This is a genomic window from Bradyrhizobium brasilense, assembly GCF_029714345.1.
Taxonomy (GTDB): domain Bacteria; phylum Pseudomonadota; class Alphaproteobacteria; order Rhizobiales; family Xanthobacteraceae; genus Bradyrhizobium; species Bradyrhizobium australafricanum.
The window spans coordinates 7,735,246-7,750,409 of record NZ_CP121669.1 but is presented as its reverse complement, the minus strand read 5'-3'; the positions used below and the strand labels follow the sequence as shown (position 1 = coordinate 7,750,409).

Annotated in this window: 12 protein-coding genes; 5 read left to right on the top strand and 7 right to left on the bottom strand. The window is 65.2% G+C overall.

Going from position 1 to position 15,164, the window contains the following annotated elements; genetic code table 11:
- Positions 1–69: 69 nt before the first annotated feature.
- The 3 genes from QA635_RS35740 (at position 70) to ychF (ending at position 2,621) form a co-directional block, all read left to right on the top strand.
- Positions 70–792, top strand: coding sequence for a 50S ribosomal protein L25/general stress protein Ctc (locus QA635_RS35740; protein WP_283064486.1), 723 nt, complete (start codon positions 70–72; stop codon positions 790–792).
- 55 nt (positions 793–847) lie between these two features.
- Positions 848–1,462: an aminoacyl-tRNA hydrolase gene (pth, locus tag QA635_RS35735; RefSeq protein WP_283064484.1), complete on the top strand. Its 615-nt coding sequence runs from the start codon at positions 848–850 to the stop codon at positions 1,460–1,462.
- A 61-nt stretch (positions 1,463–1,523) separates the two neighbouring features.
- Positions 1,524–2,621: a redox-regulated ATPase YchF gene (gene ychF / locus QA635_RS35730; RefSeq protein WP_283064482.1), complete on the top strand. Its 1,098-nt coding sequence runs from the start codon at positions 1,524–1,526 to the stop codon at positions 2,619–2,621.
- A 377-nt stretch (positions 2,622–2,998) separates the two neighbouring features.
- Here ychF and QA635_RS35725 read toward each other — a convergent pair whose 3' ends face one another.
- The gene (locus QA635_RS35725) at positions 2,999–3,274 is read right to left on the bottom strand and encodes a metal-sensitive transcriptional regulator (protein WP_018269815.1); all 276 of its coding nucleotides are present in this window, start codon (positions 3,272–3,274) and stop codon (positions 2,999–3,001) included.
- Positions 3,275–3,339: 65 nt separating this feature from the next.
- On the opposite strand from QA635_RS35725, the gene QA635_RS35720 reads away from it, so the two are divergent.
- Complete coding sequence (locus QA635_RS35720; protein WP_425249093.1) at positions 3,340–5,733, top strand: heavy metal translocating P-type ATPase; 2,394 nt, start codon at positions 3,340–3,342, stop codon at positions 5,731–5,733.
- Positions 5,734–5,894: 161 nt separating this feature from the next.
- Here the strand turns inward: QA635_RS35720 and QA635_RS35715 are convergent, their stop codons facing one another.
- From QA635_RS35715 to trxB, 3 genes are all read right to left on the bottom strand, one after another.
- On the bottom strand, positions 5,895–6,809 hold the full coding sequence (locus QA635_RS35715) for a 4-hydroxy-tetrahydrodipicolinate synthase family protein (protein WP_283064477.1): 915 nt from the start codon (positions 6,807–6,809) through the stop codon (positions 5,895–5,897).
- Between the two features lie 530 nt (positions 6,810–7,339).
- Positions 7,340–8,260 carry a LysR family transcriptional regulator gene (locus QA635_RS35710; protein WP_026192264.1) on the bottom strand — a complete coding sequence of 307 codons (921 nt, stop codon included), beginning with the start codon at positions 8,258–8,260 and terminating at the stop codon, positions 7,340–7,342.
- A 2-nt stretch (positions 8,261–8,262) separates the two neighbouring features.
- Positions 8,263–9,228, bottom strand: coding sequence for a thioredoxin-disulfide reductase (gene trxB / locus QA635_RS35705; RefSeq protein ID WP_283064473.1), 966 nt, complete (start codon positions 9,226–9,228; stop codon positions 8,263–8,265).
- 282 nt (positions 9,229–9,510) lie between these two features.
- Here trxB and QA635_RS35700 point away from each other — a divergent pair, with 282 nt between their 5' ends.
- Entirely contained in the window at positions 9,511–9,990 is a 480-nt protein-coding gene (locus QA635_RS35700) for an Lrp/AsnC family transcriptional regulator (protein ID WP_016845095.1), read from the top strand.
- An 84-nt stretch (positions 9,991–10,074) separates the two neighbouring features.
- On the opposite strand, the gene QA635_RS35695 is transcribed toward QA635_RS35700, so the two are convergent.
- From QA635_RS35695 to carB, 3 genes are all read right to left on the bottom strand, one after another.
- A complete protein-coding gene (locus QA635_RS35695) occupies positions 10,075–10,470 on the bottom strand; it encodes a DoxX family protein (protein ID WP_057017035.1) in 396 nt (131 codons plus the stop codon).
- Between the two features lie 353 nt (positions 10,471–10,823).
- Entirely contained in the window at positions 10,824–11,297 is a 474-nt protein-coding gene (gene greA, locus QA635_RS35690) for a transcription elongation factor GreA (protein ID WP_018269816.1), read from the bottom strand.
- Between the two features lie 197 nt (positions 11,298–11,494).
- Positions 11,495–14,959, bottom strand: a complete 3,465-nt coding sequence (carB, locus tag QA635_RS35685; protein ID WP_283064466.1) for a carbamoyl-phosphate synthase large subunit — start codon at positions 14,957–14,959, stop codon at positions 11,495–11,497.
- Positions 14,960–15,164 lie beyond the last annotated feature (205 nt).

The window sequence follows — 15,164 nt, the reverse complement described above, 5'->3', positions numbered from 1 at the left end:
GGCTTGCTGTGGACCTGAGCATGGGCCGCGCTGCGGCCTTTAACTTTTTAAATACAAGGACTTAACGCTATGGCGACCGTCAAGGAATTGAAGGCGACCGCGCGTCCGAAGAGCGGCAAGGGGGCCGCCCGGGCAGAGCGTCGCGCCGGGAGAGTTCCCGGAGTGATCTACGGAGACAACCAGCCCCCCGTCACCATCTCGGTCGACGACCGTGAACTGCGCCAGCGCATCCTGGCGGGCCGGTTCCTCACGACGCTGTTCGATATCGATCTCGAGGGCAAGAAGCACCGCGTGATTCCGCGCGACTACCACCTCGACCCGGTGAAGGACTTCCCGGTCCATGTCGACTTCATGCGGCTCGGCGAAGGCGCCACCATCCGCGTCAGCGTGCCGCTGCACGTCGTGAACGCGGAAACCGCCCCCGGCATCAAGCGCGGCGGCACCGTGAACATCGTCACCCACGCGCTCGAGCTCGAATGCGCGGTCGACAACATTCCGCAATACATCGAAGCCGACGTCGGCAGCCTCGAGATCAGCCACTCGCTGCATCTCACCGACATCAAGCTGCCCAAGGGCGTGAAGTCGCTGACCCGCGAGGACGCGACCCTGGTCACCCTCGTGCCGCCGTCCGGCTACGCCGAAGAGCAGAAGGCCGCGGCTGCGGCTGCTGCCGGTGGCGCTGCTCCGGCCGCGGGTGCTGCAGCTCCGGCCGCTGCGGCGGCTCCGGCTGCGGGTGCTGCGGCTCCGGCCGCGGGTGCCAAGGCCCCCGCCGGTGGCGACAAGAAGAAGTAACCGATCAGGTCGGCGCGCGATCGTCTGATGGCGCGCCGACGCGGGATGCTGCGCCATGCGCCTTTTTGTCGGTCTCGGTAATCCCGGCGCGAAATACGCCAGCAACCGGCACAATATCGGTTTCCTGGCGGTCGAAGAGATTGCACGGCGTCATGGTTTCGCACCATGGCGCCGTCGCTTTCAGGGCGAGACCTCCGAGGGCGTCGTCGATCGTGACAAGGTCGTGCTGCTGAAGCCGACCACCTACATGAACGAGTCCGGGCGCGCGGTGCAGGAAGCGGCGAACTTCTTCAAGCTCGCGCCCTCCGACATCACCGTGTTCCAGGACGAGCTCGAACTGCCGCCGGCCAAGGTGCGGGTCAAGATCGGCGGCGGGATCGCCGGCCACAACGGCCTGCGCTCGATCTCTGCGCATATCGGCAACGAGTATCGGCGGGTGCGGCTCGGGATCGGTCATCCCGGCGTCAAGGAGCTCGTGCACAGCCACGTGCTGTCGGACTTCGCCAAGAGCGACCGGGCGTGGGTGGAGGCCTTGTGCCAGGCCGTCGCCGACAATGCCGGCCTGCTGGCTGCGGGGCACGACGCGTCGTTCGCCAACAAGGTGCATCTGACGATGCAGGCCAAGGGATTTTTCGACAAGGGTGAGAACGGCGGCGAGAAGCCTGCCTGATCTCCCTTATTCGTCATCGGCACGAGCCCGCCATGACGATCCAGAGATTATTGAGGAAGACATGGGATTCAAATGCGGGATCGTCGGGCTGCCTAACGTCGGCAAGTCGACGCTGTTCAATGCGCTGACCGAGACGGCGGCCGCCCAGGCGGCGAACTATCCGTTCTGCACCATCGAGCCGAATGTCGGCGAGGTCGCGGTGCCCGATCCGCGGCTGGAGAAGCTCGCGGCGGTCGCGAAGTCCGCGCAGATCATTCCGACCCGGCTGACCTTCGTCGACATCGCGGGCCTCGTCCGCGGCGCGTCGCAGGGCGAAGGTCTCGGTAACCAGTTCCTCGCCAACATCCGCGAGGTCGACGCCATCGCCCATGTGGTGCGCTGCTTCGAGGATTCCGACGTCACCCATGTCGAGGGCAAGATCGCGCCGCTCGCCGACATCGAGACCATCGAGACCGAGCTGATGCTGTCCGATCTCGACAGCCTGGAGAAGCGCGTCGATAACCTGTCGAAGAAGGCCAAGGGCAACGACAAGGAAGCCAAGGAGCAGCTCGAGCTGGTCAACCGCGCGCTGGTGCTGCTGCGCGACGGCAAGCCTGCCCGCGGACTGGAGCGCAAGCCGGAGGAGGAGCGTGCGTTCCGCATGCTCGGGCTCTTGACCTCGAAGCCCGTTCTCTATGTCTGCAACGTCGAGGAAGGCTCGGCCAAGGACGGCAACAATTTCTCCAAGGCGGTGTTCGAGCGCGCCAAGGAGGAGGGCGCGGTCGCGGTCGTGATCTCGGCCAAGATCGAATCCGAAATCGCGACGCTGTCGCGTGAGGAACGCACCGACTTCCTGGAGACGCTGGGTCTGGAAGAGGCCGGGCTCGATCGGCTGATCCGCGCCGGCTACCGGCTGCTCGATCTCATCACCTATTTCACCGTCGGCCCGAAGGAAGCGCGCGCCTGGACCATCGACCGCGGCACCAAGGCGCCCGCCGCCGCCGGCGTGATCCATACCGATTTCGAGAAGGGCTTCATCCGCGCCGAGACCATTGCCTATGCCGATTACATCGCCGGCAACGGCGAAGCCGGCGCGCGCGATGCCGGCAAGCTGCGGCTTGAAGGCAAGGAGTACGTCGTCGCCGACGGCGACGTCATGCATTTCAGATTCAATACCTGAGCATCGATTTCGAGCTCGCTTTCTCCCCACGTCGTCCCGGCGAAGGCCGGGACCCATAACCACCGGCCGTGGCTATGAAGCACGCTGGGGCCCCAGTTCGCACAAACAACAACTTCCTGTGGTTATGGGTCCCGGCCTTCGCCGGGACGACGCTGAATGTACGGGTGGCGCTCTTTCCCACGTCGTCCGGGGCAAGCGAATCGCGACCCGGGACCCATAACCACAGGGGCGCGTTGTTGAAGCGAGCTGTGGCCCCAGCTCGCTCCATCCCCACGTCCTGTGGTTATGGGTCCCTGCTTTCGCAGGGACGACACTAATACGTAGAGGCGCTGCTGATCTTTCCATCAGCGCGATTGGCGCGCCGCGATCAACCAGCTCTACCGATCCGCGCGCCCGATCACGTCCATCAGCTCGGCGATCTTGCGCCGCTGGTCGGCCTTGTCGCCGGACGAGATCGCATGCTCGACGCAATGCGCCACATGATCGCGCAGCACCTCTTCCTCGACGCGGCGCAGCGCCGCGCGCGCGGCCGCGATCTGCGTCACCACGTCGATGCAATAGCGGTCGTCCTCGACCATGGCAGCCAACCCGCGGATCTGACCTTCGATCCGTTTGAGCCGTTTTAAGCAGGATGTCTTGACCTCGTCTCTCATAGGTCTCATATACCCCCCTAGGGTATCTAAATCAAGAGGTCGGATTACCGGCCGGGAAGAGTTTCGTGGCACACGCAACGCACGACCATTCGCACGCGGATCATCCCCACAATGGCGCGGCCGCGCATTCCTGCTGCGGCGGCAAGCATGATCACGACACGCCGCCGGCCGAGGCGGCGTTCGCGATCGATCCGGTCTGCGGCATGAAGGTCAATCCGGCGACCGCCAAGCACCGCTTCAGCTACCAGGGCGAGGAGTACCTGTTCTGCAGCGGCCGCTGCCGCGAGCGCTTCGAAGCCGACCCTGAGAAGTATCTCAAGCCGCGTGAAGAGGAGCCGCCGGCGCCCGCGGGCACCATCTACACCTGCCCGATGCATCCGGAGGTGCGCCAGGTCGGCCCCGGCAGCTGCCCGATCTGCGGCATGGCGCTGGAGCCCGAGCAGGTCTCGCTCGACGACGGCCCCGATCCCGAACTGATCGACATGACGCGGCGGTTCTGGATCGGCCTCGTGCTGACCGTGCCGGTGTTCGTGCTCGAGATGGGCAGCCATCTCGGATTGATGCAGCTGGTGCCGCAGCACTGGTCGAACTGGGTCTCACTCGTGCTGGCGACGCCGGTCGTGCTGTGGGCCGGCGCTCCGTTCTTCGTGCGCGGCTGGCAGTCGCTGGTCACCCGCAATCTCAACATGTTCACGCTGATCGCGATGGGCACCGGGGTCGCCTATGTCTACAGCGTGGTCGCGACGCTGGCGCCGCAGCTGTTCCCGCCTGCGTTCCGCGACATGCACGGCGCGGTCGCGGTGTATTTCGAGGCGGCGGCCGTGATCACGGTGCTGGTGCTGCTCGGCCAGGTGCTGGAATTGCGCGCCCGCGCGCAGACCTCGGGCGCGATCCGCGCGCTGCTCGGTCTCGCCCCCAAGACCGCGCGGCGCATCACCGAACATGGCGACGAGGACATCGACATCGACGCGATCAAGGTCGGCGACCGCCTGCGCGTGCGGCCGGGCGAGAAGGTGCCGGTCGACGGCGTCGTCGTCGAGGGCAGTGCGGTCATCGACGAGTCCATGGTCACAGGCGAGTCGATGCCGGTCACGAAGGCCGAAGGCCAGAACGTGATCGGCGGCACCGTCAACCAGAGCGGCGGCCTCGTGATGCGCGCCGAGAAGATCGGCCGCGACACCATGCTGTCGCGGATCGTCGACATGGTGGCGAAGGCGCAGCGCTCACGCGCGCCGATCCAGCGGCTGGCCGATCGCGTCGCCGGCTGGTTCGTGCCGGCGGTGATCGCCGCCGCCGTGCTCGCCTTCATCGCCTGGACGGTGTTCGGCCCCGAGCCGCGCCTGACCTTCGCGCTGGTCGCCGCCGTCACGGTGCTGATCATCGCCTGCCCCTGCGCGCTGGGATTGGCGACGCCGATGTCGATCATGGTCGGCGTCGGCCGCGGCGCGCATTCCGGCATCCTGATCCGCGACGCGCAGGCGCTGGAGCGGATGGAGGCAATCGACACGCTGGTCATCGACAAGACCGGCACGCTCACCGAGGGCAAGCCGAAGGTCGTGCGCGTCATTGCCGCCGCAGGGTTCGACGAGAGCGATCTGCTGCGCCTGGCCGCCAGTGTCGAGCAGGGCAGCGAGCACCCGCTGGCGCAGGCGATTATCGCCGCTGCCAGGGAGCGCAAGCTCGCATCCGCTGCCGTCGGCAATTTTACCTCGCCCTCCGGCAAGGGCGCGACCGGCACGGTCGAGGGCAGGCAGGTTGCGCTCGGCAACGCGGTGCTGATGGCCGAGCTGAAGATCGCGACGGCAGCGCTCGACGAGGCGGCCGAAGCCGCACGGCGGGACGGCGCGACGGCGATCTATGTCGCGGTCGACGGCCGCATCGCCGGGGTGATCGCAATTGCCGATCCGGTCAAGCCGTCCGCGACCAGCGCGCTGCAGGCACTGCGTGCCGAGGGCCTGCGCATCGTGATGTTGACCGGCGACAATGAGACCACTGCGCGGGCGGTGGCAAAGACGCTCGGCATCGACGACGTCGAGGCCGGCGTTCTGCCGGAGCGCAAGAGCGAGGTCGTGCAGCGGCTGCGCGGCGAGGGCCGCACCGTCGCGATGGCGGGCGACGGCGTCAATGACGCACCGGCGCTCGCCGCCGCCGATGTCGGCATCGCGATGGGCGGCGGCACCGACGTCGCGATCGAGAGCGCCGGCGTCACGCTGCTCACCGGCGACCTGATGGGCCTGGTGCGCGCGCGGCGGCTGTCGGTCGCGACCATGCACAACATCCGCCAGAACCTGGCGTTCGCCTTCGTCTACAACGCCGCCGGCGTGCCGATCGCAGCTGGCGCGCTGTATCCGCTGTTCGGCATCCTGCTGTCGCCGATGGTCGGCGCCGCCGCGATGGCGCTGTCTTCGGTCAGCGTGATCGGCAATGCGCTGCGGCTTTCGCGGGTGAAGCTGGATTGAGTTTTCTTACCTCGCTCCGCTTGCGGGGAGAGGTCGGATCGCATCGCGAGATGCGATCCGGGTGAGGGGGACTCTCCACGAGTCTGTCTCTTGCCTTTTGTGCGGAAGCAGCCCCTCACCCCAGCCCTCTCCCCGTAAGAACGGGGAGAGGAGAGGAGCGATCACGCCGGCAGCAACAGCTGCGCGCGGCGCTCCATCTCAGCATCGAGCCAGGTTGCGAGATCCTCGCTGACCGCGACCATCGGCAGCCGCACCTCGGGGCTGTCGATCAGCCCCTGCCGCCACAGCCAGTGCTTGGCCGGCGCGGGGCTCGGTTCGGCGAAGAGCAGCCTCGTCAGGCCGACGACGCTCTGCCAGGCGGCCAGCGCCGCGTCGTGCTGGCCCTGCTGCAGCAGCGTGCGGATCGCAGCGAAGGTGTTTGTTTCCAGATGTGCGGACAGCAGGATCGCGCCGTCGGCGCCGTCCGAGAGCGCATCGAAGGTTTGCGCGTCCTCGCCGGTCAGCACGCGAAAGCCGGCCGGCCGGCGGTTGAGGAAGTCGATCGACTGCGCGCGGTCGGCGCAGCAATCCTTCATGCCGGCGATGTTCGGATGGTCCGCGAGCGCCAGCAGCGTCTCGTTGGTCAGGTTCACCGCCGTGCGATAGGGGATGTTGTAAAGCACGATCGGCCACGACGCGTGATCGGCGAGCGCGTTGAAGTGCTGCACGAGCCCGCGTTGCGAGGGCCTGATGTAATAGGGGCTGGCGATCAGATAGCCGTTGATCGGCCAGTCGGCCGTATCATCCAGCGCTTCCTTCATCCGGGCGGTCGAGGCGCCGGAGAGCCCGAGACAGACCGGCAAATGGCGGGAGCTGGCACTGAGCTCGTCGAGCACGACGCTCACCAGCCCCTCCAGTTCGTCCACGCTGAGCGCCATGCCCTCGCCGGAGGTTGCGCCGAGAATGAACCCGTCGACGGGGCCATTGGCGTAGTGCCGTACGAGACGCCGCAGCGACGTGGCGTCGAGCTCGCCGTTACGGAATGGCGTGATCAAAGGCAGCCAGAGGCCCTGCAATTGCTGATGTAGATCGGTCATGTTCCATCTCCTTAAGAAGGCAAAGCCGGAGACGGGACCAACAAAAAACCCCGTCCAGGCGGCGGGGTTTCGGGATCGGTCTGAATGCGAAGGTGATCTTATCGCGCGCGATCTCGTGTCCCCGGGAGGGGAGCTTTTTTCGACGACAGAACGGCGCACGAAGTCGTGATCATGGGATAATGATGCTGCGCTGCGAGGTTGTTGTCAATGCACATGCTGATCGGCGCGTGCGGCGCGTTTTGCGCATGACGTGGAGGTGAAAAGGCACGGCGATGAAAAAAAGCCGGGCTCGAGTGAGCCCGGCTTAAGGTATTGGCCACGTGAGGCCGACACAATCACCTTCCAAGAGGGATTACTGAACTTCCGCGCCACTGGAGGAGGGGGACATATGCGCGACGCGAACGCTCAGCGTGTAAGCAATATGATCCCCATCGACGGCCTGCAGCAACTATCCAGGTCGCATGTCAGTCATGCGGAGACCGGGGGCAGCACGGATATCCCTATAAAGCAGCCCTATAAGGGCGGCTTAATCACGATGGCCAGCGCTGCGCCTTGCTGACCACGAAGTCGCGGAACACCTGCACCCGGGCCACCGTCTTCAGCTCTTCCGGATAGACGAAGTAGGTGTCGAGTGCGATCGAGTCGGACTCGCCGAACAGCTGCACGAGGTTGTTCTGTTCGACCAGATAGTCCGGCAGCGCGGCGATGCCGAGGCCCTGCTGGCAGGCGCGCACGAGGCCGAGGATGTTGTTGACCTTGAAGTAGGGCTCGCGCGGACCGGAGCCGTTGCGGCCGGCATCGATCAGCCAGCTGCGGTTCTGCAGATGCGCCGGCACCTGCGAGTCGCCGAGCATGATGATGCGGTGCGAGTCGAGATCATCGAGCGTGCGCGGCGTGCCGAAGCGCTTGATGTATTCCGGCGAGCAGTAGGCATGGAAGCCGATCGAGAACAGCTTGCGCTGGATCAGGTCCGGCTGGGTCGGCTTGCGGGTGCGGATCGCGACGTCGGCCTCGCGCATCGAGAGGTCGAGATCCTCGTCGGTGACGATCAGCGAGATCCGGATGTCGGGATAGAGCGCGGTGAACTCGTCGAGCCGCGGGATCAGCCAGTTGATGCCGAGCGCGGGCGGCGTCGTGATCTTGAGGTCACCGCTCGGCCGCTCGCGGCTGTCGGTGAGCTTTGCGCGGGCCGCCTGCAGCTGCATGAACACGTCATGCGCGGTGCGGAACAGGAGGTCGCCCTGCTCGGTGAGGATCAGGCCGCGGGCGTGGCGGTGAAACAGCGACACCGAGAGCTCCTGCTCCAGCGCGCTGACCTGGCGGGAGACCGCCGATTGCGAGAGGCCAAGCTGTTCGCCGGCATGCGTGAAGCTACCCGCCTCCGCCGCTGCGTGAAAGACCTTCAGCTTGTCCCAATCCATATCCGTAAATCCGTCGCGAGATCGTGCCATGATTATTCCGCCGCTGCGCGATCGCTCGCGCGAAGAGCCAGGAAGCGTTCCGCCTCGAGCGCAGCCATGCAGCCGAGGCCGGCGGCGGTGACCGCCTGCCGGAAGGTTTCATCCGCCACGTCTCCCGCGGCGAACAGGCCGGGCATCGAGGTCGCGGTGGAGTTCGGCGCCACCTCGACATAGCCCGACGGTTTCAGCTTGATCTGGCCTTTGACGAGCTCCGTCGCCGGCGCATGGCCGATCGCGATGAAGACGCCGTCGGTCTTGAGGTTCGTGTGCGCGCCGGTCTTGACGTTCTTCAGCCGCACATGGGTGACCTTGTTCGGGTTCTCCGATCCGCAGATCTCGTCGATCGCCGAATCCCACACCACCTTGATCTTGGGATGCTTGAACAGCCGTTCCTGCAGGATGCGCTCGGCGCGGAAATGACCGCGGCGATGCACGATGGTGACCTGGGAGGCGTGATTGGTCAGGTACAGCGCCTCCTCGACCGCGGTGTTGCCGCCGCCGACCACCACGACGTCCTTGCCGCGGTAGAAGAAGCCGTCGCAGGTCGCGCAGGCCGACACGCCGCCGCCCTGGAACTTCTCTTCCGAGGGCAGGCCGAGCCAGCGCGCCTGGGCGCCGGTGGCGAGGATCACGGTCTCGGCGAGATAGACGTCGCCGGAATCGCAGGTCAGGCGAAACGGGCGCTGGCCGAGTTCCAGCTTGTTGACGAGATCGGTGACGATCTTGGTGCCGACATGGGCCGCCTGCTTCTCCATCTGCTCCATCAGCCAGGGGCCCTGGATCACATCGGCGAAGCCGGGATAGTTCTCGACGTCGGTGGTGATGGTGAGTTGCCCGCCCGGCTGGATGCCCTGGATCAGCACCGGCTCGAGCATCGCGCGTGCCGCGTAGATCGCTGCGGTGTAACCGGCGGGGCCGGACCCGATGATGACGACCTTGGCGTGGACAGGCGCGGGCATTAGCTGATCCCTCTCTGCTGGGGACTTTGACGGGGACTTGTGTGGGAAGCACCCCGGAAGCAGGTCACGGCGGTGCTGAAAGTGTCAAATCCAAGTCTAAGATATCTGGGAAGCTATGCAAGATTTGCAATCCATGGCAGCGATTTTTCCCCGGAACTGAAGTCACATTCGCGAAATCGTGCGCTGCACGCGCAATAAAATTGCGCAATGCCAGCGGGCTGCGCTATGAGAGTTGCCGGCGGATCCGCCAAGCCTTCCAAACCCCTAGGGAACTGTAGTCGCGTGTCGAAGAACCTTGACGAGATCGACCTCAAAATCCTCGCCGAGATCCAGGCCGATGGCCGAATCACCAATGTGGAACTGGCCAAACGCGTCGGTATCTCGCCGCCGCCCTGCCTGCGCAGGGTCAGGGCGCTGGAGGAGGAAGGCTACATCCAGGGATACCGCGGCCTGCTCGATCCGCGCCGCCTCGGCTACGACGTCACGGTGTTCGCCTCGGTGCATCTGTCGAGCCAGGCCGACGCCGATCTCCGCGCCTTCGAGAATTTCGTGCGCGCCGAGCCGCTGGTGCGGGAATGCTGGATGCTGTCGGGCGAAGTCGATTTCATCCTCAAATGCGTCGCGCCCGACATGGCGACGTTCCAGGATTTCGTCACCCACCTGACGGCGGCGCCGCATGTGCGCAACGTCAGGACGTCACTGGTGCTGCACAATTCGAAGTACGAGGCCGCGGTGCCGCTGGGATTGAAGGCGGTCGGCTGACGCACTGTGCGCGTCATTCCGGATCTGGCGCTAACGCGCCATCCCGGAATGACGTCATCAAGGAGTGGGAAGCGCCTAGCGCTGCTACCTCTTCCCCATCGCAGCGTCGACGCTGATCGGACCCGGGCCCGAGGTCGCGAGGTAGAGGCAGGCGAAGCAGAACGCGATCGCCAGACTGCCGTTATTGAGCAGCGGGTAGAACCCTTTTGGGAAATGGCCGATGAAGTAAGCGAAGGCCATTTCACCCGCCAGGATGAAGGCCACGATCCGCGAGAACAGGCCAATCATCAGGAGCCCGCCGAGCACCAATTCGAGTGCGCCGGCCGCGCCGATCAATGAGAACAGCTCGACCTTCTCGAACATTGTCCCGGGTGGGAATTTGAAAATTTTGGCAACGCCGAACTGAAACAGCAGCAGTCCGGTGATGAACCGGAACAGGCTGAGCGCCACCGGCTGGAGCTTGGAGAACATCTGGTCCATTGTCATTTACCCCCTGTTTGACACACTGGAACGTTGCAAGATGCGGAAACACACGGTGTCCGCCACCGGAGTGTGATGTCAACACCTTGCGCCTGGAATCATTCCTCGCGCGATGGCAGTTGCGAGAGAACGCGGCAGTGACACGGTGACGCGCAGCGATGCGTGTTGCGACGCGATCGTCAGCCCGAACTCCGTCCCCCGACATGATTATACTGCATAAACATGTCACGGCCTCACTGGCATGGCGTGCAGCGGCTCTCCATTCACATTGCTGTCAGACCGGGGAGAAACGCGGGGCATAAAAAAAGCCGCGTGCGGGACGCGGCTTTTCTGCACCAGTCACGTGAAGGTAACTACCGCCACTCGACCTTGGTGATCTCGTAGGCCTTGGCGCCGCCCGGCGCCATCACCTCGACGGTGGTCCCCTTCTTCTTGCCGATCAGCGCGCGCGCGAGCGGCGAGGTGATGGAGATGCGGCCCTTCTTGGCGTCGGCCTCGACTTCGCCGACGATCTGCCACACCGCCTTCTTCTCGGTGTCCTCATCGATCAGCGTCACGGTCGCGCCGAACTTGATGGTGTCGCCCGACAGTTTCGAAATGTCGATGATGTCGGCGCGCGCGAGCTTGTCCTCGAGCTCGGCGATGCGGCCCTCGTTGTGCGACTGCTCTTCCTTGGCGGCGTGATACTCGGCGTTCTCCGAGAGATCGCCGTGCGAGCGCGCTTCCGCGATGTGTTCGATGATGCGCGGACGATCCACCGATTGGCGATGCTTCAACTCGTCCGTCAGCGCGGCGTATCCGCCCGCGGTCATCGGAACCTTATCCATCATCTTCGTCCTTCATCGTGCGCGCCCGGCGGCCGTGCACGAATATCCAGTTCAGCTAACGCAGGAATCAGGGCGCCAACGCGCCCGGAAGCCCAGTGATATTCGGCCCCGCTAAGGGCCGTGACAACATCCAATCGCGCGGTGAGTTCCAGCCATTCGGCTAATTGACCGCTTCGGGCCTTCAGCCCGGGCAGCGGTCAGCTTTCGGAAAAGTAACTCTGAAGCGTGCGGACCTCAAGGTCCCCGGCCCGATAGGCCCGGATTCCCCGTGCGGCCGCCACCGCGCCCGAAAGAGTGGTGTAATATGGCACTTTATGCAAGAGGGCAGCCCGCCGCAGCGAGCGGCTGTCGGCCAGCGCCTGCGGACCTTCGGTGGTATTGAAGACCAGCTGGACGTCGCCATTGGTGATGGCGTCGACGATGTGCGGACGGCCTTCGAGCACCTTGTTCACCTTTTCCGTCGGCACGCCGTTGTCGCTGAGGTAGCGCTGCGTGCCCGAGGTTGCCATCACCTTGAAGCCGAGCGAGTGCAACAGCCGCACCGCATCCGCGATGCGCATCTTGTCGTCGCCGCGCACCGAAACGAACACCGTGCCCTGCCGCGGCACGCGCGTGCCGCCGCCGAGCTGGCTCTTCGCGAACGCGACCTCGAAGGAGCGGTCGATGCCCATCACTTCGCCGGTCGAACGCATCTCCGGTCCGAGCACGGTATCGACGCCGGGGAAACGCGCGAACGGGAATACCGACTCCTTCACGCCGACATGGCCGAGCTTCTTCTTCTTCAGCTTGAAGTCGGCGAGCTTTTCGCCGGCCATGATCCGCGCCGCGATCTTGGCGACCGGCGTGCCGATCACCTTGGCGACGAACGGCACGGTGCGGGATGCGCGCGGGTTGACCTCGAGCACGTAGATCTCGCCGTCCTTGATGGCGTATTGCACGTTCATCAGGCCGACCACGTCGAGCCCGAGCGCAAGCTCGCGGGTCTGCCGCTCCAGCTCCTCGATGGTCTTGGCGTCGAGCGAATGCGGCGGCAGCGAGCAGGCGGAGTCGCCGGAATGGATGCCGGCTTCCTCGATGTGCTCCATGATGCCGACGATGAAGGTGTCCTTGCCGTCGCAGAGGCAGTCGACGTCGACTTCGGTCGCGTCGGACAGATAGCGGTCGAACAGCAGCGGGTTCTTGCCGAGCACGGTGTTGATCTGCCCGGTCTTGTCGTTCGGGTAGCGCGCCTTGATGTCGGCGGGCACCAGCTCAGGCAGCGTTCCCAGCAGGTAGTCGTTGAGCTGGTTCTCCTCGCGGATGATCTGCATCGCGCGGCCGCCGAGCACGTAGGACGGACGCACCACCAGCGGCAGGTCGAGATCGGCGGCGACCAGGCGGGCCTGCTCGACCGAATAGGCGATGCCGTTCTTCGGCTGCTTGAGACGCAGCTTGTCGAGCACGCGCTTGAAACGGTCGCGGTCCTCGGCGAGGTCGATCGCGTCGGGCGAGGTGCCGAGGATCGGCACTTCGGCGGCTTCGAGCGCGCGGGCAAGCTTCAGCGGGGTCTGGCCGCCGAACTGCACGATCACGCCGTGCAGCGTGCCGTTCTTGCGCTCGGTCGCGATGATCTCGAGCACGTCTTCGGCGGTCAGCGGCTCGAAATACAGCCGGTCGGCGGTGTCGTAGTCGGTCGATACCGTTTCCGGGTTGCAGTTGACCATGATGGTCTCGTAGCCGGCGTCCTCGAGCGCGAAGCAGGCGTGGCAGCAGCAATAGTCGAATTCGATGCCCTGGCCGATGCGGTTCGGGCCGCCGCCGAGGATGATCACCTTCTTGCGGTCCGACGGCGCGCTCTCGTCGGCGAAATCGCCGGCGAACGGCCGCTCATAGGTCGAATACATGTAGGCGGTCGGCGACGCGAACTCCGCCGCGCAGGTATCGATGCGCTTGAACACCGGCCGCACCCCGAGCGCGTGGCGCTTGGCGGTGACGTCGGCCTCGGTGGTCTCCGTGAGCACGGCGAGCCGAGCGTCCGAGAAGCCCATCGCCTTCAGCATCCGCATCGCGAACGCATTGGTCGGCAGGCCGCTGCTGCGGATCTTGCCTTCCATCTCGACGATGGCGCGCAGCTCCGCGAGGAACCAGGGATCGATCTTGCAGGAATTGAAGATATCCTCGTTCGACCAGCCGAGCCGCATCGCCTGCGCGACCTGCAGCAGGCGGTTCGGCGTCGGCGTGCCGAGCGCCGCGCGGATCGCGTTCTTGTCGTCGCTGCGGCCGAGGCCCTCGATGTCGATCTCGTCGAGGCCGGTCAGCCCGGTCTCGAGCCCGCGCAGGGCCTTCTGCAGGCTCTCCTGGAAAGTGCGACCGATCGCCATCACCTCGCCGACCGACTTCATCGAGGTGGTCAGCGTGGAGGAGGCGCCGGGGAATTTCTCGAACGCAAAGCGCGGAATCTTGGTGACGACGTAGTCGATCGTCGGCTCGAACGAGGCCGGCGTCGCGCCGCCGGTGATGTCGTTGGCGATCTCGTCGAGCGTGTAGCCGATCGCAAGCTTGGCGGCGACCTTGGCGATCGGGAAGCCGGTGGCCTTGGAGGCCAGCGCCGACGAGCGCGACACGCGGGGATTCATCTCGATCACGACCATGCGGCCGTCGTCCGGATTGATGCCGAACTGCACGTTGGAGCCGCCGGTCTCGACCCCGATCTCGCGCAGCACCGCAATCGATGCGTCGCGCATGATCTGGTATTCCTTGTCGGTGAGCGTCAGCGCCGGCGCCACCGTGATCGAATCGCCGGTGTGCACGCCCATCGGATCGACGTTCTCGATCGAGCAGATGATGATGCAATTGTCCTTCTTGTCGCGCACCACCTCCATCTCGAACTCTTTCCAGCCGAGAACGGATTCCTCGATCAGCACCTCGTTGGTCGGCGAGGCGTCGAGGCCCCGCTCGATGATGTCGAGATATTCTTCCTTGTTGTAGGCGATGCCGCCGCCGGTGCCGCCGAGCGTGAAGGAGGGGCGGATGATCGCGGGCAGGCCGATGTCGGACAGCGCCATCAGCGCTTCGGCCAAGGCCTGCTGCTGGTAGCGCTTGCGCCGCTCGTTCTCGCCGCCTTCCCACTGCCGTTCGAAGGCTTCGAGCTCGGGGCCGGACAGCTTGGCCTGGTCGGCGAGGTACTTGTCGCGGTCGGACTTCTTCAGCGCCGACGCATTGGCGAGCCGCGACCTCGGCGTCTGCAGCCCGATCTTCTCCATGGCGTCGCGGAACAGCTGGCGGTCTTCGGCCTTGTCGATGGCGTCGGCGGTGGCGCCGATCATCTCGACGTCGAACTTCTCCAGCGTACCCTGCTTGCGCAGCGACAGCGCGCAGTTCAGCGCGGTCTGGCCGCCCATCGTCGGCAGCAGCGCGAAGCCGCCGGGCACGACGTGGCGTTCCTTTTCGATGATCTTGGCGACGATTTCGGGCGTGATCGGCTCGATATAGGTCGCATCCGCCAGCTCCGGGTCGGTCATGATCGTCGCCGGGTTGGAATTGACCAGGACGATCCGATAGCCCTCTTCCTTGAGCGTCTTGCAGGCCTGCGTGCCGGAATAGTCGAACTCGCAGGCTTGGCCGATCACGATGGGACCGGCGCCGATGATCAGGATGGTGGAGATGTCGGTTCTTTTGGGCATCGGCTCTCGCGGACTGGAATTTAGGCACAAAAAAAGGGCGCGCTTCCCGCGCGTCCCTCGAGCCATGCGCTACATGTTGTAGCGCCGGAAGCGCGATCCCTCGCGCGCGGGTGGTCTTTAGACCAGTTTCTGCACCCGCGAAACCCCCAAAAACGCGCAATCAACCGCGATTCTGGGGGAAAATCCGCATTCGGCGTATGCCCGG

Excerpts from the sequence above, each read along its gene's own strand:
- greA (WP_018269816.1), bottom strand. The coding sequence starts at position 11,297 with ATGGATAAGGTTCCGATGACCGCGGGCGGATACGCCGCGCTGACGGAC.
- QA635_RS35715 (WP_283064477.1), bottom strand. The coding sequence starts at position 6,809 with ATGACCGATCTACATCAGCAATTGCAGGGCCTCTGGCTGCCTTTGATC.
- QA635_RS35740 (WP_283064486.1), top strand. The coding sequence starts at position 70 with ATGGCGACCGTCAAGGAATTGAAGGCGACCGCGCGTCCGAAGAGCGGC.
- pth (WP_283064484.1), top strand. The coding sequence starts at position 848 with ATGCGCCTTTTTGTCGGTCTCGGTAATCCCGGCGCGAAATACGCCAGC.
- trxB (WP_283064473.1), bottom strand. The coding sequence starts at position 9,228 with ATGCCCGCGCCTGTCCACGCCAAGGTCGTCATCATCGGGTCCGGCCCC.
- carB (WP_283064466.1), bottom strand. The coding sequence starts at position 14,959 with ATGCCCAAAAGAACCGACATCTCCACCATCCTGATCATCGGCGCCGGT.
- QA635_RS35710 (WP_026192264.1), bottom strand. The coding sequence starts at position 8,260 with ATGGCACGATCTCGCGACGGATTTACGGATATGGATTGGGACAAGCTG.
- QA635_RS35725 (WP_018269815.1), bottom strand. The coding sequence starts at position 3,274 with ATGAGAGACGAGGTCAAGACATCCTGCTTAAAACGGCTCAAACGGATC.
- ychF (WP_283064482.1), top strand. The coding sequence starts at position 1,524 with ATGGGATTCAAATGCGGGATCGTCGGGCTGCCTAACGTCGGCAAGTCG.
- QA635_RS35695 (WP_057017035.1), bottom strand. The coding sequence starts at position 10,470 with ATGGACCAGATGTTCTCCAAGCTCCAGCCGGTGGCGCTCAGCCTGTTC.